Here is an 18,908-nt window from a genome sequence, read left to right on the forward strand (position 1 = left end):
TTAGGGATTCGTGATGACCAGCCATTCGGCTGTTGAAAGACGTGATTCGGAAAAGCAGGAAATGCGGGTTCGCGTTGTCCTGATCGCGGCGCTGGACCGCCACCGCGCCATCGGCCGCGACAACGACCTGCCGTGGCGGTTGCCGGACGACCTGAAGCGCTTCAAGGCGCTGACGCTGGGCAAGCCGGTGCTGATGGGCCGCAAGACCGCCGAATCGCTGGGGCGCGCATTGCCGGGCCGCTTGAACCTGGTGCTGACCCGCCATGGTCGTGTGCCGTTCGAGGGCATGCAGGCGGTGGCGTCGCTGGAAGAGGGCGTGCGCGTCGCCACCGAGCTGGGTGCCGGCGAACTGTGCGTGATCGGGGGCGCGGAGATCTACGCGCTGACGTTGCCGATGGCCGATGCCTTGCACCTGACCCACGTCGATACCGTGGTGCAGGGCGCGGATGCGTTTTTCCCTTCTTTCGACCCGACGCAATGGCATGTGCTGGAACGACGGGCCCATCCTGCCGATGCGAAGCACGCGTTCGGCTTCGAGTTCGTGGACTACGCGCCGGCGTTGTAGGAGCGACGTAAGTCGCGACCGCGGAAACGGAATCCCGAATCACAAACGCTGCCGGGCTTGCGTGGGCCGGGAATGGTCGGCAGAGGGGCTTTCCCGATCGGACATCGGGGACTCGACTGCCTTGCGCCTCCATGGGGGTGGTCGCGACTTACGTCGCTCCTACAGGGGATGCGGCGGGCGGTAATGGCCGATGATGGGATGGTCGAACAGCAGGTCTTCTTCCTGCGTGCCCGCGCCGATGTTGTGGATGATCAGCGGGATGTTCCCGGCGCTCTTCCGGTCGGAGACGATGCCGACATGCAGCAGGCCGCTGCCGGCCAGTTTCCATGCCACGATGTCGCCGGCGGCGAAGGCTCCGGCCCGTTCGCCGATCGGAAGGTTCCAGCCATGGCGTTCGAACCAGCGCATCTGGTTGGGCACGCGGCGATGGTCGATGCTGCGGTCCGGCCGGCTGAGTCCCCAATCGCGCGGGTAGGCCGCGAAATTCGCGCGCATGTCCTCGTGGATCAGTTGCTGCAGATCCAGTCCCTGCGTACGCAGCGTGCGGATGACGACATCGGTGCAGACGCCGCGGTCGGCGGGTACGTCCCCACCGGGGTAGGCGAGACTGAAGTACGCAGGATCGTAGTGGCGCACCACGCCGATCTGCCGGCGCGCGGCGGCGACCAGCGGTGGCGATGGCGGCAGCGCGCTGGCAACGGGGTCGGCGTCGGATGGTGCGTTCCCGGTGTTCACGGGGGCGGGCGGCTCGACCCGGCACGCAGCCAGCGCCATCATCATCCAGGCGATCAGGATTGCGCCGCGTCGTGACGGCATGCCGGATGGCGGCACGGATATTCTCCTGCTCCCCGACGACGGAGCTTCGCGCTCAGCCGGCCGTCGCATCCCGCCCCGGCACCTGCACCAGCCGGATGTCGTCGGTATCCAGTTGCAGCGCGGTCAGCTTGCCGCCCCATACCGCGCCGGTGTCGATGGCGTGCACACCATGCCCGATCATCAGCCCCAGCGTGGACCAGTGGCCGCAGACGATCTTCAGGTCGCGCGGCGCGCGGCCGGGCACCTCGTACCACGGGTACAGGCCCTGCGCCTGTTCGCCCGGCGCGCCCTTCTCCTCGATCGCCATGCGTCCGCGCGGCGTGCAATAGCGCATGCGGGTGAGCACGTTGATGATGGCGCGCGAGCGGTCGTGGCCGGACAGGTGCGGCGCCCAGTTGGGCTTGTCGCCGTACATGTTGCGGAACAGCTTGCGGTAGGCGTTGCCATGCAGTTGCTGCTCGACTTCGCGCGCGTGCTTCTCGGCCAGCGCGGTGGTCCACTTCGGCGCGAGGCCGGCGTGCACCATCATCCAGCCCAGCTCGCGGTCCACGTGCAGCAGTTCCCGCATGCGCAGCCAGTCCAGCAGCGGGCGCGCATCGTCGGCCAGCACCACGCGTTGCAGGTCGGGGTTGACCTTGCGCTGTTCGTCCGGCGAGCGCTCGCCGATGGCCAGCAGCGACAGGTCGTGGTTGCCCAGCACGACCTCGCTGTGCTCGCGCAGCGAATGCACCAGCCGCAGCGTTTCCAGCGACTGGCCGCCGCGGTTGACCAGGTCGCCGCAGAACCACAGCCGGTCCTGCGCCGGGTCGAAGCGGATCTTTTCCAGCAATCGTTGCGTGGCGTCGTAACAGCCCTGCAGGTCGCCGATGGCCCAAACCGTCATCCTGGCGGCGCCTTCAGTGCAGGGTCCGCGGGACGGACAGGGTAAAGGGGGCGATGGGGGCGTCGAAGCGGGTGCCGTCGTCGGCGAGCATGTCGTAGCTTCCCTGCATGGTGCCCAGCGCGGTCTCGAGTATCGCGCCGGAGGTGTAACGGAAATCCTCGCCCGGCCGGAGCCAGGGTTGTTCGCCCACCACGCCTTCGCCGGTCACTTCCTGCACCTTGCCGTTGGCGTCGGTGATGATCCAGTGGCGGGACAGCAGGCGCGCCGGCACGCGGCCGCGATTGTGGATGCGGATGGAGTAGGCGAACACATAGCGCCCGTCCTCGGGCGCGGACTGGTCGTCCAGGAAGCGCGTGGCTACGTCGACGTCGATGGCGTAGTCGGGGGAATTCATCCCCGCAGTGTATTCAATGGGCTGTGAAAGCGGAAATAGGGCGTGGCCCCGGGAGTTCCGGATCGCCGGTCCCGGAGCTTGCCGCAGGCGCTTCCCGGCAACCAGCAACCAGCAACCAGCAACTAGGAACCCACAACCACATTCGCCAAGCGAATGAAATCCACCACCGCCACCTGTTCGGCGCGCGCATCCGGGCGCACGCCGGCGGCTTCGATCTGCTCGCTGCTGCATACCTCCGACAGCGCATTGCGCAGCGTCTTGCGGCGCTGGCCGAAGGCGGCGCGCACGACGTCCCCGAAGCGGCGCGGGTCGTGGATGCCGATCGAGGCGGGATCGCGCGGGACCAGGCGGGCGACCGCCGAATCCACCTTCGGCGGCGGCCGGAACGCGCCCGGCGGCACCACGAACAGCGCATCGACCTGGCAGTAGGCCTGCAGCATCACGCTGAGCCGGCCATAGACCTTGCTGCCGGGCCCGGCGGCCATGCGGTCCACCACTTCCTTCTGCAGCATGAAGACCATGTCGCGGATCGCGCCGGCGTGCTCGATGGCATGGAACAGGATCGGCGAGGACAGGTTGTAGGGCAGGTTGCCGACCAGGCGCAGCTTGTCTTCGCCGGCCAGCTTGCCGAAGTCCACCGACAGCACGTCCTTGTGGATGATGGTCAGCCGGCCCACGCCTTCGGAGGCTTCCATCAGCGGTGTGATCAGGTCGCGGTCGAACTCGATGGCGGTGAGTTCGCCATGCTTGCGCAGCAGCGGGAAGGTGATCGCGCCCTGGCCCGGGCCGATTTCCACCAGCCGGTCGCCCGGCTTCGGGTTCACCGCCATCACGATCTTGTCGATGTAGCCGTGGTCGGTCAGGAAGTGCTGGCCGAGGGATTTCTTCGGGGGGGCCTTGAAGTGCGACATGGAGGGAATATGGGGCAGGAGACGGGGAATGGAAAGCGGGAACGGGGAATGCAGGAGAGGCTGACCAGTCATTCGGCTGTTGAAAGCCAGCCCCGACAGCGGGGCGGCAAAGGCGTCGGGCTGAAGCCCCTCCTACAGGGTTATGGTCCGATCACGGTGATGCGTCACTCACCGTTGCCTGTTTCCCGTTCCCGCATCCTGCGCCCCGCCAACTCCGCGCACACCCTCGTCGCGGCGAACAGGCTGGACGGATCGGCCACGCCTTTGCCGGCGAGTTCCAGCGCGGTGCCATGATCCACCGCCACGCGGGGATAGGGCAGGCCCAGGGTCAGGTTCACGGCGTGCTCGAAGCCGCTGTACTTCAGCACCGGCAGGCCCTGGTCGTGGTACATCGCGACCACGGCATCGAAGCCTGTGAGCTTGCTGGGCAGGAACGCGGTGTCGGCCGGCAGCGGCCCGACCAGTCGCATGCCGTCGGCGCGGAGCGCGGCGAGGACCGGTTCGATCACTTCGATCTCCTCGTGCCCCAGGTGCCCCGCCTCGCCCGCATGCGGGTTCAAGCCGAGCACGGCCATCACCGGGTCGGCGATGCCGAAGTCGCGCCGGAGCGCGGCATGGGTGATGCGCAGCACTCGGGTCAGCGCCGGTGCGGTGATCGCATCGGCCACGTCGCGCAGGGGCAGGTGGGTGGTGGCCAGCGCCACGCGCACGATGTCGTTGGCCAGCATCATCACCACGTCGCAGCCGGCGTGCGTGGCGAGCAATTCGGTGGTGCCGGTGTAGGCGATGCCGCCGGCGTTGATGGCGGCCTTGTGCACGGGGCCGGTGACCATGCCGTCCAGTTCTCCGCGCAGGCAGGCGTCGGCGGCCCGGGTGAGCGCGTCGATCACCGCCCGCGCGTTGCGCGGATCGGTGTGCCCGAAGCGCGTGGCCGTAACGTTGCGGACGGGATGTACCGGAAGATCGCCCGGCGCGGATGCGCCGGTGGTTTCGTCCAGCAGGCGCAGCGGAAGTCCCAGGGCCTCGGCGGCGGAATGCAGCGAATCCGGATCGGCGAAGGCCAGCAAGCGGCAGTCGCTGCGCGGTTGTTGCGCCAGCCGCACGCAGAGTTCGGGGCCGATCCCGGCCGGCTCGCCCGGCACCAGCGCCAGCCGGGGCGTCATGCCTCAGCCGCCGGCGTCGGTGTTCTCGGCGCGGTCGCCGCTGCGGAAGCTGACGTAGGCTTCGCCGCGCAGTTCCTGCAGGTAGCGGTTGTATTCGTCCTCGGCCTTGCGGCGGCCGATGGTTTCGCGGACCTGCGCGCGCTGGTTCTGGTCGGTGACGTCGGTTTCACGGCTGCCGACGCGCTGCACGATGTGCCAGCCGGCATCGGTCTGGAACGGCGCGCTGACCTGACCGTCCGACAGGCCGGCGACCTGCTGGCCGAAGGCCGGGCCGAAGGCGTCGCCGGGGAACCAGCCCAGGTCGCCGCCGTCATCGCGGCTGTTGATGTCCTCGGTCGATTCCCGGGCCACTTCGGCGAAGTCCACGCCGCCGGCGATGCGTGCGCGCAGCGTGTCGATCCTGGCCTTGGCCGCCGCCACGTCCTGCGTGTCGGTCACGCGCACCAGGATGTGGCGGGCGTTGTATTCGGTGACGGTGCGCTTGTCGGCCTGCGAGGCATCGCGCACTTCCACCAGCTTGAGCAACTGGAAGCCGCTGGGACCGCGCAGCGGACCCACCACCTGGCCCGGACTCATGCCCTTGAGCATTTCCACGAAGGCGGTGGGGATTTCGTCCAGGCTGCGCCAGCCCAGGTCGCCGCCTTCCAGCGCGTTGGGGCTGTCCGAATAGCGCACCGCGGCGGCGGAGAAGTCCAGCTCACCCTTGTCGATCAGCGCCTTGACGCCCTCGGCCTTGCCCTGGCCCGTGCTGATCTGCTCGGCGCTGGCGCCGTCGGGCAGGCCGACCAGGATGTGGGCCAGATGAAACTGCGTGCCGCTGGCGGTCTGCGCGGCCAGCGCGGCGTCCACTTCGCCTTCGCTGACCTGCACGCGGCTCTGCGCGAAGCTCTGGCGCAGGCGCTGGATGGTGATCTCGTCGCGCAGCGAACTGCGGAACTCGTCGAACGACATGCCGTCGGCCTCCAGCCGCTGGCGCAATCCGTCGGGGGTGGTGCCGTTTTGCTGGGCCACCGCGGCGACGGCATTGTTGAGTTCGGCATCGCTGACGCGGATACCGGATTCGGCGGCGCGCGACACCTGCAGCTTCACCAGCACCAGGCGCTCCAGCACCTGCCGCTCCAGCACCGCGCGCGGCGGCAACTGGCCCGGCTGGTTGGCGTACTGGCTCAGCACGTTCTGCACGGCCAGGTCCAGTTCGCTTTGCAGGATCACGTCCTCGTTGACCACGGCTGCGATGCGGTCCAGCGGTTGCAGCGTCTGCGCCTGGGCGGGCGGAAACAGCGAGGAAGCGGCCAGCAGGCCGGCCATCAACAAGGGGTGGAATGTTGTCTTCATGGGATCGGATCCGGAGCGTTGTTGGTATCGTCCGGTGCGGGCGCGATATTGCTCGGCGGGACGAGATAGAGGTCGTCTCGGTAGTAGCCGAGGATAGCACGGCGCAGGGTGCGTTCCGTGTCCTGGCCGGCCGAGCCCAGGCCCTTCAGGACGAATTCGACCTGGAAGGAGGTGTTCATGTCGCCTTCGCGGTTGCGCACGTAGCGGCGAACCAGCGTGCGGACGGCCAGGCAGCAGCTGTCCCACTGCACGCCGGCGATGCCTTCCAGCATCTTGTCGTCCTCGAACGAATGGTAGTAACGGCCCACCACGCTCCAGGCCGGCGTGACCGGGTACAGGAACGAGAAGTCGCCCTGTTCCAGCAGGTCGCGGCGGCGGCGGTAGGTGATGTTGACGATGCCGTCGTCGGGGAACAGATAGCGCGCGCGCAGGCTGGCCAGGTCCTCGCGGCGGAACTTGGGGTCCCACTGGTAGGACGCGCCGATGTTCCAGCGGTCGGTGGGGGCGTAGTTGGTGTCCACGACCCAGGCGGACTTGCCCTGTTCCAGCGAGACTTCGTTGGGCGCCGTCACCCGGCTGTCCTCGAAATAGCGGATCTGGCCGATGCTGGCCGACAGCCGCTCGAAACCGTCCCGCTGCCGCAGCAGGCGGGTACTCAGCGCCAGCGTGAGCTGGTTGGCGTCGGTCTGGCGGTCCGGGCCGGTGTAGCGGTTGTCGCGGAACAACTGGCCGTAGCTGAAGTTGAACGGACGGGTGTCGAAGATCGGCAGGCCGTCCTGCTCGCGGTAGGGCGCGTTGAGGTAGAACAGGCGCGGCTCCAGCGTGTGCAGGAACTGGTTGCCCTTGATCTCCGTCTCGCGGTCGAAGTACACGCCGGCGTCCAGCGAGCCGATCGGCAGGCTGCGGCTGGGCGCGCGGTCGCGGAAACCGGCGATCAGCTCCGGAGTCACGGTACCGCCGTTCTCGCGGACATAGTCGTTGGCACGGCGTGTGGCGATCTGGTCGGCCAGCTCGCCTTCCAGCCGGTACTCGGTGTGCCGGTAAGCCAGCGTCGGCGTCACGTACCATGAGGCGCCCTGCAGCGGGAACGAGACATAGGGCCTGATGTCCACGCGGTTGCCGCCGGGCCTTTCGTCGTGCTGGAACATCACGGCTTCGGCGTACGCGCCGGTGACGATCCAGTGATTCCACGGGCGCTCCCACCTGGCATAGACGCGAGGCAGGCGGTTGTAGGGCAGGCGCAATTCACTGCTGGTGTAGTCGGACAATTGCCAATGTTCGGCCATTGCGCCGGCGCTCCAGTATTCGCCCACGCCATAGATGCCCGCCGTGCTGGTCACCGACGTGGACGCCTGCCCGTAGAGCGAATTGCCGAAGTCCTCCTGGTAGCGGGCGTCGCTCAGCCAGGTCAGGTTGGCGCGTGCCTGCCAGTGGCGGTTGATTCTGTGATTGCCCCTGAAGGAGAAGTAGCCGCGCCCCGCATCCGGATCAGGCTCGTCCGGATCGGCCACGTAACCTGGTTCATTGGCACGATCGCGCAGAAGGTCGTCCCTCTCCATCCAGGCGCCTTCGATCTGGCCCCGTCCATTCTCGTACAGGTAGCGGAACTCGGCCCCCAACTGGAAGCCGCGGTCGGTCATGATGCGCGGTTCCAGGGTGGCGTCGTAGTTCGGCGCCAGGTTCAGGTAGATCGGCTGGGTGTAGTCGAAGCCATTGCGGCCGGACAGGCCGATGGCCGGATACAGCAGGCCGGTATGGCGCTGGTCGTCGATCGGGAACTTCAGGTAGGGCACGTACAGCACCGGCACCTTGCCCAGGCGGATCGTCGCGCCGCGCGCCACGCCCCAGCCGTCGTCGGTGTTCACGTCGATGCGGCGCGCGCGCAGGTCCCAGCGGCGGTCGTCGGGATCGCAGGTGGAATAGGTGGAGTGCAGCAGCTGGCCTTGGGGCCCCCTCATGTCGATGCGGTCGGCGCCGCCGTTGCCGCGCCGCGACACCAGTTGGTAGCGGACGTTGTCGATCTGGTGCGAGTCGGCATTCTGGTCGCCTCGCGCGCTGTCGGCGACCAGCCGGATGCCGGCGTCCTGGTAGCGGATGTGGCCTTCGGCGACGTAGGTGTCCTTTTCCTGGTCGTACTTCAGGTTGTCCGCGCCCAGGAACTGGTCGCCGCGGCTCAGCGCCACGTTGCCCTGGTACTCGAGGTTGCTTTCGGTGCCCCCCAGCTGGTCGCCCTCGATCGAGGTCGGTTGTTCGACGCGCTGCTCGCGGCTGGCCTGCGGGCTGGTGCCGAAGGTGGGCTCCGGCGCGCCGCCGAAGGCCGGGATCACGTCCTGGATCGGGCACAGGGCCCAGCTTTCGGGCTTTTCATCCGCGGCCAGCGCAGGCAGGCACAGGGCGATGCTGAAGGGCAACGGGAGCAGGCGAAGGGCTGGGCGCACGCGGTGCGGGTCTCGCTGAATGGGTGGAAAAACGGCCGTTAGCTTGCCGCATCGCATGCATGCGGGCAATGAAGGCGGTGGGCCGGCGTCGGTCGGGGTTCAGCGTGCATGGCGTGGCGTGGGCGGGCCGTTCAGCGCAGTTCGTCCACGTGGGCCGTGCTGCATTCGCGCAGGGCGTCCAGGTCGTAGCCGCCTTCCAGCATCGACACCACCCGGCCGCTGGCGTGGCGGCGGGCGATGTCGCGCAGTTGGCGCGTCAGCCAGGTGAAGTCCTCGGTTTCCAGCATCAGGTCGGCCAGCGGGTCGCGCATGTGCGCGTCGAAGCCGGCCGAGATCAGCAGCAGTTGCGGTTTGAATTCATCCAGTGCCGGCAGCAGTTCGTCGGCCCAGGTGTTCTGGAAGCGGAAGCCGCCGCTGCCGGGCGGCAGCAGCGCGTTGAACACGTTGCCCACGCCGCGCTCGTAGGGCGCGCCGCTGTGCGGGTAGATGCCGGACTCGTGCGTGCTGAAGTAGGCCACCCGCGGGTCGTTGCCGAAGATCGCCTGGGTGCCGTTGCCGTGGTGCACGTCGAAATCGACGATCGCCACGCGTTCCAGCCCGTGCCGGTCGCAGGCGTAGGCGGCGGCGATGGCGATGTTGTTGAACAGGCAGAAGCCCATCGCCGCATGGCTGGTGGCGTGGTGGCCCGGGGGCCGCACCGCGCAGAAGGCGGTGGTCGTTTCGCCGTTCATCACCGCGTCCACGGCGGCCACGCCGGCGCCGGCGGCGCGCAGCGCGGCCGCGCGCGAGGCGGGGCCCATCACCGTGTCCGGGTCCAGCATGCGGTAGCCGTCGAAATCGCCTTCCAGCACTTCGTGCATCAGTGCCTCGTCGTGCACGCGGCGCAGGTCGCCCAGCTTGACCATCGGCGCTTCGCGCCATTCCAGGTCGCCATGCTCGGCGCGCAGCCCGCCCAGCACCGCCTCCAGCCGCGCCGGCCGCTCCGGGTGTTCGGGGCCGGGGTCGTGGGCCAGGCAGGCGGGGTGGGTGAAGATGATCACGGGGCGGGTCGGCGCCGGTCGTGCCGGCGTTCGTGGTTCCAGAGCACTTCGCCATGCCCCTCGGCGCGGGCCAGCACGCGGGCCAGCACGAACAGCAGGTCCGACAGCCGGTTGAGGTAGCGGATCGCCTCCGGGCGCACTGCGTCGTGGCGGGCCAGGGCGACGGCCTCGCGTTCGGCGCGTCGCACGATGGTGCGCGCCAGGTGGCAGCGCGACGCCGCTTCGCCGCCGGCGGGCAGGATGAAATCCTTCAGCGCCGGCAGGTCGTCGTTGTAGTGGTCCAGCTGGCGTTCCAGCGCGTCGACGTCGTCGCCGGCGATCGCCGCATGGCCGGGGATGCACAGTTCCCCGCCCAGGTCGAACAACTGGTGCTGGACGGTGGTCAGCAGCGCGCGGATGTCGTCCGGCACGCCGGGCGCGGCCAGCATCACGCCGATGGCGGAATTGGCTTCGTCCACCGTGCCGTAGGCGGTGACGCGCGCGGAGTCCTTGCCGACCCGCGTGCCGTCGCCCAGGCCCGTGCTGCCGTCGTCGCCGGTACGGGTGTAGATCTTCGAGAGGCGGTTGCCCATCCGGGAAAGCCGGGGGAAGCGCTCAGCGCGTCGTGCGGCCGTGCGGCTTGGCCAGGCGCACGATCTGTTCGACGCCCACGTGCGCGATGACCGCCAGGCCCACGTAGATCGCGGAGACGCGCAGGTACGGCACGAACCAGTCGGTGTAGTTCTTCCACCAGCCGGCGAAGGTCGGATCGGGCACTGCGCTGGCGCTCATCCAGTAGAAGCTGCCCTGGCTCAGCAGGTGGCACAGCGCCACCGACACCACCAGGCTGCCGACCAGCATCGCCAGCGTGCGGCCGTGGCTGGCGGTGCGGAAACGGCGCACCAGCGATCCGCCCGCCCACAGCGCGAAATAGGCCGGCACCAGGAACCAGTACGCCGGCGACACGCAGTAGTGCGTCCAGAAGTTGATGCCGTGGCCGCTGATCACGATGTAGTCCACCAGCACCGCCAGCGCCATCATCGCGGGGAACGCCCAGCGGCTCCACTGGCGCAGGTAGAAGCCGCCGATGAAGAACGCCGCCCACGAGGCGTCCGGCACCGGGCCGAAGTGGGTGATCGAGGTCGGCAGGTGCAGGCGGGTCACGGCCATCAGGGCGGCGACCAGGACCAGGACGATGGCGCGTTGGGTGGTGGTGTTCATCAAGGACCGTTCCGGAAACTCAGGCCCGCATTCTACCGGACCGTGGCCCTGGCGGCCGCAAGGCGGTGGCCGGAGCCGAGCCGGTATCATGGCCGCATGACTGAACGGCACGATGTAGTGATTGTGGGCGGCGGCCTGGTGGGTGCCAGCCTGGCCATCGCCCTGGACCGGCTGGGGCTGGACGTGGGACTGGTGGAGGCCACGCCGCCCGGCGAGATGCCGGCGGTATTCGACCAGCGCAATCTCAGTTTCGCCGCGGCCACCGTCAACGCACTGACCGCGCTGGGCGTGATGGCCAAACTGCGCACGCCCACCGGCCCGATCCGCCGGATCCACATCAGCCGGCAGGGCGACTTCGGCCGGGTCAGGCTGGACGCTTCCGAATACGGCCGCGACAGCTTCGGCCAGGTCGTGGTGGCGCGGGATTTCGGCGATGCGCTGGAAGCCCGTCTGGGCGAACTGCCCCGGCTGGCGCGCTACCGACCCGCGCGCTTCGTGGGATGGGGTGCGAGCGACGACGGCCTGCGCAACGTCCGTATCGCCGATGCGCGGGGCGAGCGCGAATTGCAGGCACGGCTGGTGGTCGCCGCCGACGGCACCCGCAGCGCGGTCCGGCAGGCGCTGGGCATCGACACGCAGGAACACGACTACCAGCAGACCTTGTTCGTCGCCCGAGTGCGTGCCGACCGCGCCCCCGACGGCACCGCCTACGAACGCTTCTGTGACGACGGCCCGACCGCATTGCTGCCGCGGGGCGACCGCCACTGGGGCGTGGTGCATGGCGTGTCGAACGACCAGGCCGATGCCGTGGCCGCACTGGACGAAACCGCCTGGCTGCGGCGGTTGCAGCAGCACCTGGGCTGGCGCGTCGGCCGGCTGACCGGCAGCGGGGAGCGCAGCGCCTATCCGATCGTCCGCGTGGTGGCCGAGCGACTGGTCGCCGAACGCGCCGTGCTGCTGGGCAATGCCGCCCAGACCATCCACCCGATCGGCGCGCAGGGCTTCAACCTCGGCCTGCGCGATGCGTTGACCCTGGCCGAACAACTGGCGGGCGCCGGCGATCCCGGCGACTACGCATTGCTGGCGTCCTACGCGCAGCGCCGGCACGAGGATCGCGAGCGCACGCTGGCGTTCTCCGATGGGCTGGCGCGATTGACGAGCAATCCGGCGATGCTGCTGAAGCCCTTGCGCAGCTTGGGCCTGGTGGCGGTGGATGCGCACACCTCGTTGCAGTCGTTCCTGGTGGGCGGCGCGATGGGGTTCCGTGGCGATGTGCCGGCCCTGTGCCGCGGGGAAACCGCATGAGCCGGCGCGGGCAGATCGATGTGGCCGTCGTCGGCGGCGGCGTGGTGGGCGCGGCGTGCGCGCTGGTGCTGGCGCGGGAAGGCCTGCGGGTCGCGCTGGTCGAGGGGCGTGAACCGCCGCGCTGGTCGGCCGCCGGGCCGGACCTGCGCGTGTACGCCTTCGCAGCCGACAACGCGGCCCTGCTGGACGAAGCGGGCATATGGAAGTCGGTGTGCGGCGCGCGCGCGCAGGCTTACCGGCGCATGCGCGTATGGGACGCGGCCGGGGGCGGCGAGCTGACCTTCGATGCCGACGCGCTGGGCCGCGTGCAGCTCGGCTGGATCGTCGAGAACGCACTGCTGGTGGACCGCCTGTGGGCGGCCCTGCCGGCGGCCTGCGTGCAGCCGCATTGTCCTGCCCGCGTCGAGGCGATGGAGCAGGACGAAGACGGCGTGAAGCTGCGGCTGGACGACGGTGCGCGCATCGACGCCCGCCTGGTGGTGGCCGCGGACGGCGCCGATTCCGGCTTGCGCAGGCTCGCCGGCCTGGAGGTTGCCGCGCATGAGTATTCGCAGCGTGGCGTGGTCGCTTTCGTCGAGACCGCCGCGCCGCACGAAGACACCGCCTGGCAGCGCTTCCTGCCGACTGGCCCGTTGGCGTTCCTGCCGTTCGCCGAGGGACGCAGCTCGATCGTGTGGACGTTGCCGGACGACGAAGCGCAGCGCCTGCTGGCGGTGGACGACGAAGCCTTCGGTCGCGAGCTGACGCTGGCGATGGGAGGACGGCTGGGCGACGTGCGCGTCGTGTCGCCGCGCGCGGCGTTCCCGTTGCGTCGCCAGTTGGCCAGGGACTACGTCGCGGGCCGCGTGATCGTGGCCGGCGATGCGGCGCACGTGGTGCACCCGCTGGCCGGGCAGGGCGTCAACCTGGGCCTGCGCGACGTGGCCGCGTTGCGCGACGGCATCCGGGCGGCGCAGGACAAGCGCGTGGACTGGGCGGCTTCGCACCGGCTGGAACGCTGGGCGCGCCGGCGCCGCAGCGAGAACGCCACCGCCGCCTACGCCTTCGACGGCATCAACCGGCTGTTCTCCAACGACGAGATGCACCTGACCCTGCTGCGCGGGCCGCTGCTGGGACTGGCGGGAAAGCTGCCGCCGCTGATGGACCTGTTCTGGCGGCATGCGGCGGGACAATCCGGGCGCTGAACGCATCGACGACGCCGACTGCGGTAGGCTCGCCCCGACATCGCCGCAGGGTGAGACCGATGAGCGCTCCTCCGTCCCCGATCGATCCCCTCCGCCGCCGGCTTGCGGCGGCGCTTGCCGCCGGTGGCGCCGCCGGCGCGCTGCCGGGCTGGGCGGCCAGTAGCAGCCGCAAGCGCCGCAGCCCGCTGGGCGTGGCCCTGATCGGCCTCGGCGGGTACAGCCGCGACCTGCTGGCGCCGGCCCTGCAGGCGACGCGGCATTGCCGCCTGACCGGCATCGTCACCGGCACGCCCGCCAAGGCGGAAGAGTGGCAGCGCCGCTACCGCATCCCCGACCGCAACGTCTACGACTACGACGGGTTCGCGCGCATCGCCGACAACCCGGACATCGACGTGGTCTACGTGGTCCTGCCCAACCACCTGCACAAGCGCTTCACCGTGGAAGCGGCCGCGGCGGGCAAGCACGTGTGGTGCGAGAAGCCGATGGCGATGGATGCCGCCGAGGCGCAGGAGATGATCGACGCGTGCCGCCGCAACCGCGTGCAGTTGACCATCGGCTACCGCCTGCAGCACGAGCCCAACACGCGGGCATGGAGGGAACTGGCGAAAACGCGCCCGTTCGGCCGCCTGCTGCGGGTGAAGGCCGATGCCGGTTTCAACGGATTCCGCAACAATCCCGGCGACGCCTGGCGCTTGGATCCCGCCCGTGGTGGCGGTGCGATGTACGACATGGGCGTCTATTCGCTCAACGCGGCGCGCTACACCACCGGCCGAGAGCCGCTGGCGGTCACCGCCAGGCAGGAGATCCAGCGCCCGGAGATTTTCCGCGGCGTGGACGAGACCATGCGCTTCCAGCTGGAATTTCCGGAGGGTGTCGTGGCCGACTGCGTCACCAGTTTCGGCATGAATATCAACCTGCTGCGCGCCGAGTGCGAGGATGGCTGGTACCAGCTCGAACCTTTCCAGACCTACGACGGCATCAAGGGCGAGGCCAGCGACGGCCGGCGCTTCGATGCCTCGCTCGGCCCCAGGCCGGCGATGCAGGCCTTGCAGATGGACGAGGACGCGCTGGCGATCCTGGAGGGCACGCCGCCGCGCGTGCCCGGCGAGGAAGGCCTGCGCGACATGCGCGTGCTCGACGCGATCTTCGCCTCGGCGCGCGCGGACAGGAAGCGCGTGGAGATCGCCGCCGGCTGAAGCGCCGCCTCAACCCGGGATGAAGGGGAACACGATCCTCAGCAGCCCCTTCAGCCCGCCTTCGGCGGTGCTGGCGATGGCCTTCGCGCCCAGGCTGTTCAGCGCATTGCGCGCGTCCTGCCAGCGCAGCTTGGCGATGTCCTTCTTCAGCAGGTCGGCCACTTCCTCGGCGACGGGCGCCAGTTTCTTCAACTCGCCCGCCACCGCCGCCGGGTCGGGCTGCAGGTAGCCCCAGCGCTCGGCGATGGACAGCAGCGTGTCGAAGCGCACCGCGACCACTTCGCGGTTGCGTTCGTAGACCGGCAGCGCGCCCACGTCCAGGATCGCCTGCTCGAACTGCTGGTGATCGTCCGGATGCTCGATGCGGATGGCCAGGAAGCCTTCCTTGCGGCTGCGTTCGCTGACGTGCTTGGCGCCGGCGCGCAGGTTGGCCTCGGTCAGCGCCACGGCCACGATCCGTTGCAGGGCCGCGTCGCGTTCCTCCGGCACCAGCGCGCGCCAGCGCGCATAGCCGTCGCGGCGCAGCGCCTTGGCCTTGGCGGGGGTGACGCGCAGCTTGCCGGCGACGGTGAAATTGGATTCGTCGCGGCCGATCGCGCCATCGCGCTCCAGCAGCACGAAGATCAGCAGTTCCAGGTCGCGCTTGGTCAGCGACTGGAAGCCCTGCAGCAGGGTCAGGCGCAGGAACTCGTTGCCGAAGGCGGCGGGGTCCTTGAGTTCGATGGCGTTCATGGCGCGCTCCTCGGCAGGTGGGGCACTATGCCGGCTCCGCATTGCAGGAGCTGAGACGTCCGGCCCGGCCACCGGCGACCGTACCGCATCGCCTGGCCGCGTGCATGGCGCCCCGGCAATGGCGTACGGTATCGGCCTGCGGATGAAGAGGCCAGGCATGAAGACGTTGTTCGGAGTGTGGGTGGTGGCCGTGGCGGCGCTGGGTCCTGTCCTGGCCCATGGCGCGGAGCCGGCGCAACCGCCCGCGGTGGAGCCGGACTACGTGGCGCCGGCCGCCTCCCTCGCGCCGGAACGCGTCCAGGACATGCAGCGCCGCCTGCTCGACTGGCCCGGACTGGCGCGCTACCGGGAGGACAACGCCCGCCTGCCGCCACGCGAGCCCGGCCGGGTGGTGTTCTACGGCGATTCCATCACCGACGGCTGGGGCCGCGTCCCCGGCACCGCGTTCTTCCCCGGCAAGCCCTACGTGAACCGCGGCATCTCGGGCCAGACCACCGCGCAGATGCTGGTGCGCTTCCGGCAGGACGTCATCGCACTGCATCCGGAGGCGGTCGTGATCCTCGCCGGCACCAACGACATCGCCGGCAACACCGGCCCGGCCACGCAGGGCATGATCGAAGACAATCTGCGCTCGATGACGCAGCTGGCGCAGGCCAACGGCATCCGCGTGGTGCTGGCTTCCGTGTTGCCGGCCAGCGAGTACCCGTGGCGGCCGGGTTACCGGCCAGCCGGGAGGATCCGCGCGCTGAACCGCTGGATCGAGCAGTACGCGCACGCGTCCGGCGCGGTGTACCTGGACTACCACACGGCGATGGCCAATGCCGAGGGTGGGCTCGACGCGCGCCTGGCCGACGATGGCGTGCATCCGACGCCGGCCGGCTATGAGGCGATGGCGCCGCTGGCGCAGCAAGCGGTCGACGCGGCCCTGGTCCGCGAATAGGCGCCAGGCCGGCTCAGTGGCCGGTTTCGCGCCCGGGATATTCGGCACGGAACACTTCGATGGCGCCCCGGCCCTGCAGGGTGATGTGGACCGTCCGCCCATCCGCGCCGCCGAAGGCCAGCATGAGCGCCATCATGGCCGCGGCGCGCCCAGCGCTGTCCTCATCCCCAGTCGTCCCCGTCACCGGCCCAGCGCGTACAGCGCCACCACGAACGCGAGTACGGCCACGGTGGTGGACACGACGGCCAGCCGGTGCGAACGGACCAGTTGCCGCTCGAGTTTCTCCGCCCCTACCTGCAGCACCTCGATGGTCCTCTGCATGTCGGTGGCCAGCTTGTTGATCGAATCCGCGTTCTGGGTGGCGGCATTCTGCAGCTCGGTGATCTGTTCGCCGATGATGTCGAGCCGCAACCGTTGGCTGTTGTCGATCTGCGGCGGCGCGGGGGTGAACAGCGGGCGCGCCAGCCGGATGATCTCGGGCAGGGACGATGCGGCGATGGTGATCCAGGTGGCGGCCATGCGGTGCTCCGTGTCGGTCTGCATTGTGGGAGCGACGCGAGTCGCGACGGACTTTCCCGGGAAAGCTTCATCGCGACTCGCGTCGCTCCCACAAGAAGCAAGAAGGATGTCAATGCGGTGTCGCGAACACCGTGATCTCTTCGCGGTCGTGGTAGAGCTGGCGCGCATGCACTTGCAACGGGCGGCCCGCCTGTCCGGCGAACAGTTCCAGGCACAGCCTGGTTTCGTCCCAGCGCTTCTTCATCGGCAGCTTGAGGTTGAACACCGCATGCCGGCACCAGCCCTCGCTGAACCACTGCGCCATGCGTTCGGCCACGCGGCGCGGCTGTTCCACCATGTCGCAGACCATCCAGTCCAGCGGCTGCGAAGGCTTCCAGTGGAAGCCGTCGGCGCGCAGGTGCTCCACCAGCCCGGTATCCAGCACATGCTGGCGCAGCGGTCCGTTGTCGACGCTGGTCACGCGCAGGTGGTGGCGGGTCAGTACCCACGTCCATCCGCCGGGCGCGGCGCCCAGGTCGGCGGCGGTCATGCCGGGTTTCAGCAATGCCGCGCGCTGGTCCGCGTCCAGCAGGACCAGGAAGGCTTCCTCCAGTTTCAGCGCCGAGCGCGAGGGCGCATCGGGCAGCAGCTTCAGGCGCGGAATGCCCAGCGGCCACGGCGAACTGTCGTGCGCAACGCTGGCGGCAAGGAAGAGATGGTCGCCCTGCACGAACACCACGTGCAGCCGCGGCAGTCGCGCGTCCTCCTTCTCGGTCAGGAAACCGGCCTTGCGCAACGCCGGCCGCAGTGCGTTGGCGAAGCTGCGGGCGAGTCCGGCCAGCGGCTTGGCGGAGTCCGAATCCGGGTGCTCCACCCACAGGTCGCCGTAGCGGCCGGCGCCGGCCAAGGCGTCGAGGATCGGCGTGATGCGGTCCCTGGGGTTGATCGCGCGCAGTTCCGCCAGCATCCGCAGCTTCTGCCGCGCGAAGATCAGATCGCGCCACGGCAGCGCGCGGTCCAGCGCTTCGCCCTGGTCGCTGGCGAAGACCACATAACCGTCGTTGCGCTGCGCGCGCGCATGGCCGGCGAAGCCGAGCAGCGAGGCGCGCTCGGTCAGCTCCGCGGCGAGCTCGGGCTCGAAGCCCTGGCGGCAGTAGGCCAGCAGACCGGTCATGGATGGCATGTAGTGAGATGTAGGAGCGGCTTCAGCCGCGACAGAGTACAGGAGATGCCGGGGCTAAAGCCCCTTCTGCAGGATGGAGGCTCAATATTTGTCGCCGCCCATTTCCCCATAGCGCTTCAATACGGCACGCGCTTCGTCGCGGCGAAGATCGCGCACGACTTCGATGCCGCGCTTGTTCAGTTCGCCCACCCAATCGGCGGGCAACGGGCCTTCGTCGAACTCGGTCAGTGCCATCACGTCCTCGGCGCGCGCACCGATCAGCAGCCGGTCGATGCCGGCCCACACCGTGGCGCCGTAGCACTGGCAGCAGGGCTGCGACGACGTGGCCAGCGCGATCGGCGCGATGCGCTCGTTGAGGCGCGGCGTCTGCAGGCGCTGCTGGGCCAGCATGTAGGCCATGTTCTCGGCATGCGCCAGCGAGCAGGTGTGCGGCATCACCCGGTTGACGCCGACGGCGATCACGCGGTGGTCCGGGCCGAACACCACCGCGCCGAACGGGCCGCCGGTGTCGGCGTCCACGTTGCGGCGCGACAGTTCGATGGCGAGCGCGACCTTGGCGTCGTCGCTGGCGTACGCGGCCGCCGTGTCGACGACATCGTGCGTCCAGGCGGGCAGGGTCAGGTGGATCTGTTGGTAGAGCATTACTGTACGGGCAAATGGTGGGAGGAATTGTCGGGTTCGCAGCGTCCGCTGACGCATTGGCAGGCAGTGATGTCGACGAAGCCGCAGATGCCCATGCGGCCACTGGCGGCGCATTGCGCCTGCACGGCCTGCGGATCGGTGGGGCTGTCCTTGTTGACGCAGGCCGGCATGGCGCCGCAGCAGTTGCCGACGTCCTTCACGGCGCAGTCGGCGTTGCTGCGGCAGCTGTAATCCACGTTGGCCGGCGTGGCGACTTCGCGCGGCGGATAGGGTGAACTCATCGGTTTCGACGGCGAAGTCCCGGATGTTGCCGGCGGCAAGGCCTCCGACGGTCCGTTCGAAGATGCAGGGGCCGCACAGGCGGCCAGCACCAGCAGCGCGCACGACAGGACCAGCGACAGCAACGGATTGGAACGTGGCATGGCGAAATCCCTCTCGGTCCGGATGGCGGAACCCACAGCCTGCGGCGCACCGCCTCAACGG

General features: G+C 69.3%; 19 protein-coding genes and 2 pseudogenes. 5 read left to right on the forward strand and 16 right to left on the reverse strand.

The genetic code is table 11. The annotated features are described in order from the left end of the window. Positions 1 to 61 precede the first annotated feature (61 nt). Positions 62 to 565 (forward strand): dihydrofolate reductase, encoded by a 504-nt coding sequence (locus tag AAD027_RS14625; protein ID WP_341726763.1) that lies wholly within the window; start codon positions 62 to 64, stop codon positions 563 to 565. Between the two features lie 159 nt (positions 566 to 724). Here AAD027_RS14625 and AAD027_RS14630 read toward each other — a convergent pair whose 3' ends face one another. From AAD027_RS14630 to AAD027_RS14675, 10 genes and pseudogenes are all read right to left on the reverse strand, one after another. Beyond that, positions 725 to 1,381 carry a DUF1287 domain-containing protein gene (locus tag AAD027_RS14630; RefSeq protein WP_341726764.1) on the reverse strand — a complete coding sequence of 219 codons (657 nt, stop codon included), beginning with the start codon at positions 1,379 to 1,381 and terminating at the stop codon, positions 725 to 727. Between the two features lie 58 nt (positions 1,382 to 1,439). Further along, positions 1,440 to 2,264 (reverse strand): annotated as a pseudogene (locus AAD027_RS14635) (symmetrical bis(5'-nucleosyl)-tetraphosphatase); the annotation flags it as partial. A 13-nt stretch (positions 2,265 to 2,277) separates the two neighbouring features. Further along, positions 2,278 to 2,658 carry a Co2+/Mg2+ efflux protein ApaG gene (gene apaG / locus AAD027_RS14640; protein WP_341726765.1) on the reverse strand — a complete coding sequence of 127 codons (381 nt, stop codon included), beginning with the start codon at positions 2,656 to 2,658 and terminating at the stop codon, positions 2,278 to 2,280. A gap of 122 nt (positions 2,659 to 2,780) precedes the next feature. Continuing rightward, entirely contained in the window at positions 2,781 to 3,569 is a 789-nt protein-coding gene (rsmA, locus tag AAD027_RS14645) for a 16S rRNA (adenine(1518)-N(6)/adenine(1519)-N(6))-dimethyltransferase RsmA (RefSeq protein ID WP_341726766.1), read from the reverse strand. Between the two features lie 164 nt (positions 3,570 to 3,733). Then, positions 3,734 to 4,732, reverse strand: coding sequence for a 4-hydroxythreonine-4-phosphate dehydrogenase PdxA (gene pdxA / locus AAD027_RS14650; protein WP_341726767.1), 999 nt, complete (start codon positions 4,730 to 4,732; stop codon positions 3,734 to 3,736). Between the two features lie 3 nt (positions 4,733 to 4,735). Then, positions 4,736 to 6,067: a peptidylprolyl isomerase gene (locus AAD027_RS14655; RefSeq protein WP_341726768.1), complete on the reverse strand. Its 1,332-nt coding sequence runs from the start codon at positions 6,065 to 6,067 to the stop codon at positions 4,736 to 4,738. Continuing rightward, complete coding sequence (gene lptD, locus AAD027_RS14660) at positions 6,064 to 8,505, reverse strand: LPS assembly protein LptD (RefSeq protein ID WP_341726769.1); 2,442 nt, start codon at positions 8,503 to 8,505, stop codon at positions 6,064 to 6,066. Before lptD ends, AAD027_RS14655 begins: the two co-directional genes overlap by 4 nt. Positions 8,506 to 8,636: 131 nt before the next feature. Next, positions 8,637 to 9,545 (reverse strand): histone deacetylase family protein, encoded by a 909-nt coding sequence (locus AAD027_RS14665; RefSeq protein ID WP_341726770.1) that lies wholly within the window; start codon positions 9,543 to 9,545, stop codon positions 8,637 to 8,639. Continuing rightward, a complete protein-coding gene (locus AAD027_RS14670) occupies positions 9,542 to 10,117 on the reverse strand; it encodes a cob(I)yrinic acid a,c-diamide adenosyltransferase (protein ID WP_341726771.1) in 576 nt (191 codons plus the stop codon). The genes AAD027_RS14665 and AAD027_RS14670 overlap by 4 nt, the downstream gene beginning before the upstream one ends. A gap of 22 nt (positions 10,118 to 10,139) precedes the next feature. Continuing rightward, positions 10,140 to 10,745 carry a hypothetical protein gene (locus AAD027_RS14675; RefSeq protein ID WP_341726772.1) on the reverse strand — a complete coding sequence of 202 codons (606 nt, stop codon included), beginning with the start codon at positions 10,743 to 10,745 and terminating at the stop codon, positions 10,140 to 10,142. A 96-nt stretch (positions 10,746 to 10,841) separates the two neighbouring features. Between AAD027_RS14675 and ubiH the strand changes: the two genes are divergently transcribed. From ubiH to AAD027_RS14690, 3 genes are read left to right on the forward strand one after another with little or no spacing between them, the layout of a single operon-like run. Beyond that, positions 10,842 to 12,050, forward strand: coding sequence for a 2-octaprenyl-6-methoxyphenyl hydroxylase (ubiH, locus tag AAD027_RS14680; RefSeq protein ID WP_341726773.1), 1,209 nt, complete (start codon positions 10,842 to 10,844; stop codon positions 12,048 to 12,050). Continuing rightward, a complete protein-coding gene (locus AAD027_RS14685) occupies positions 12,047 to 13,234 on the forward strand; it encodes a UbiH/UbiF family hydroxylase (RefSeq protein ID WP_341726774.1) in 1,188 nt (395 codons plus the stop codon). The genes ubiH and AAD027_RS14685 overlap by 4 nt, the downstream gene beginning before the upstream one ends. A 59-nt stretch (positions 13,235 to 13,293) precedes the next feature. After that, entirely contained in the window at positions 13,294 to 14,430 is a 1,137-nt protein-coding gene (locus AAD027_RS14690) for a Gfo/Idh/MocA family protein (RefSeq protein WP_341726775.1), read from the forward strand. A gap of 9 nt (positions 14,431 to 14,439) precedes the next feature. On the opposite strand, the gene AAD027_RS14695 is transcribed toward AAD027_RS14690, so the two are convergent. Beyond that, on the reverse strand, positions 14,440 to 15,162 hold the full coding sequence (locus AAD027_RS14695; protein ID WP_341726776.1) for a hypothetical protein: 723 nt from the start codon (positions 15,160 to 15,162) through the stop codon (positions 14,440 to 14,442). A gap of 157 nt (positions 15,163 to 15,319) precedes the next feature. On the opposite strand from AAD027_RS14695, the gene AAD027_RS14700 reads away from it, so the two are divergent. After that, complete coding sequence (locus AAD027_RS14700) at positions 15,320 to 16,102, forward strand: SGNH/GDSL hydrolase family protein (protein WP_341726777.1); 783 nt, start codon at positions 15,320 to 15,322, stop codon at positions 16,100 to 16,102. Between the two features lie 13 nt (positions 16,103 to 16,115). On the opposite strand, the pseudogene AAD027_RS14705 reads toward AAD027_RS14700, so the two are convergent. The 5 genes and pseudogenes from AAD027_RS14705 to AAD027_RS14725 form a co-directional block, all read right to left on the reverse strand. Further along, positions 16,116 to 16,223, reverse strand: a pseudogene (locus tag AAD027_RS14705) (SMP-30/gluconolactonase/LRE family protein); the annotation flags it as partial. A gap of 59 nt (positions 16,224 to 16,282) precedes the next feature. After that, positions 16,283 to 16,621: a hypothetical protein gene (locus AAD027_RS14710; protein WP_341726778.1), complete on the reverse strand. Its 339-nt coding sequence runs from the start codon at positions 16,619 to 16,621 to the stop codon at positions 16,283 to 16,285. Positions 16,622 to 16,730: 109 nt separating this feature from the next. Beyond that, positions 16,731 to 17,774, reverse strand: a complete 1,044-nt coding sequence (rlmM, locus tag AAD027_RS14715) for a 23S rRNA (cytidine(2498)-2'-O)-methyltransferase RlmM (RefSeq protein ID WP_341726779.1) — start codon at positions 17,772 to 17,774, stop codon at positions 16,731 to 16,733. A gap of 90 nt (positions 17,775 to 17,864) precedes the next feature. Beyond that, positions 17,865 to 18,425, reverse strand: coding sequence for a nucleoside deaminase (locus AAD027_RS14720; protein WP_341726780.1), 561 nt, complete (start codon positions 18,423 to 18,425; stop codon positions 17,865 to 17,867). After that, entirely contained in the window at positions 18,425 to 18,847 is a 423-nt protein-coding gene (locus AAD027_RS14725) for a hypothetical protein (protein WP_341726781.1), read from the reverse strand. Before AAD027_RS14725 ends, AAD027_RS14720 begins: the two co-directional genes overlap by 1 nt. Between the last annotated feature and the right edge of the window lie 61 nt (positions 18,848 to 18,908).

This window comes from Pseudoxanthomonas putridarboris (genome assembly GCF_038321125.1).
Lineage (GTDB): Bacteria > Pseudomonadota > Gammaproteobacteria > Xanthomonadales > Xanthomonadaceae > Pseudoxanthomonas_A > Pseudoxanthomonas_A putridarboris.